General features: G+C 33.6%; 1 protein-coding gene. It reads left to right on the top strand.

Annotated features, from left to right (window positions below; translation table 11 throughout):
- Positions 1-105: 105 nt before the first annotated feature.
- On the top strand, positions 106-933 hold the full coding sequence (locus tag AACR11_RS08580) for a hypothetical protein (protein WP_017818803.1): 828 nt from the start codon (positions 106-108) through the stop codon (positions 931-933).
- The last annotated feature ends 135 nt before the right edge of the window (positions 934-1,068 follow it).

Genomic DNA, 1,068 nt, shown 5'->3' with positions numbered 1-1,068 from the left:
TTTTTGGCTCCATTTACCAAAATGCAAGTAGTTTTATAAAAGCTGTTGCACATGAAAACTATTGGGAGTAATATCAACTTGACAAATTAGCCGCTGAGGTTCCATATGAAAAAGTTATTTTCTATAATTAGTATATTGTTTATAAGTTATTCTTTTGGTGAAGTAGCAAAAGCAGATGAATATATTTCTTGTAATAAATGCTCATCCGCTGATATATCTTCTGCCGCAGACTCTTGGGGATTAAAAAATATATCAGAATCAGATTCAAAGAAAAATATTAGAAAGAAAGTTCATATTGTAGATTTAGTGAACTTAAAGTCTTCATCTTATCTAGTATCTAAAAAGAACTCTAATGGTACATTCTATATCGAAAAAAATAGAATAAACCCTAGTGAAGAACTAAAAGAAAAATTAGATGATGTGATACAAAGTAAAGAAGAAATGAACTTAATGTCATCTGATCTTGTCATTCCAAAAGACGTAATAAAAGATCCTTGGGAGTTCGTTGGTTGTAGCTACTGTGTTGTAGATCTTCAAAACTTTCTCAACAATTCTTTACAAGGTCAAATTTCCCAATTTAATAGTGCAGTCCAAACTCTCGCTTACACATTTGGATTAATAAATGGTCCTTACCAGCAAACTTTTACACTAAAGTTTGCCGGAGGGGGGAGTACTACCTTTGAAGTAAAACAAGTAACAAATACATATGACTTCGTTATTATAAAAATATTACAGGTAGTTGATGAGTCTGGAAATGAGATACCATTAAATAGAGCTAATGCTAATTTCAAATCTCTTCGCATTCCAAGTCATGACCGATGGCAGATTATTAATAATTATTTATGGAGATATAGATTATCAATCCCTCCAACCGATGGTGGTGTAGTAACAGTAACAGAGTGCCCCCTAGCTCCGCAACATAACTGCTGGTAAAGAGAATTCCCCATCTAACTTTAGATGGGGTTATCGAAACAAACCCATAATGTAACCACTCTCTTCTCGTTCAAATCCTAGATCTTTCTTTTTCGTGCCGTAATGCTTTTCCACTGGAGCTGAACGCTCTATTTG

Source organism: Vibrio sp. L85 (assembly GCF_963871815.1).
Lineage (GTDB): Bacteria > Pseudomonadota > Gammaproteobacteria > Enterobacterales > Vibrionaceae > Vibrio > Vibrio harveyi.
This window is presented reverse-complemented; position numbering and strand designations above follow the sequence as displayed.

What these genes read in the sequence shown, in the direction of transcription:
- AACR11_RS08580 (WP_017818803.1), top strand. Translation starts at nt 106, where the DNA reads ATGAAAAAGTTATTTTCTATAATTAGTATATTGTTTATAAGTTATTCT.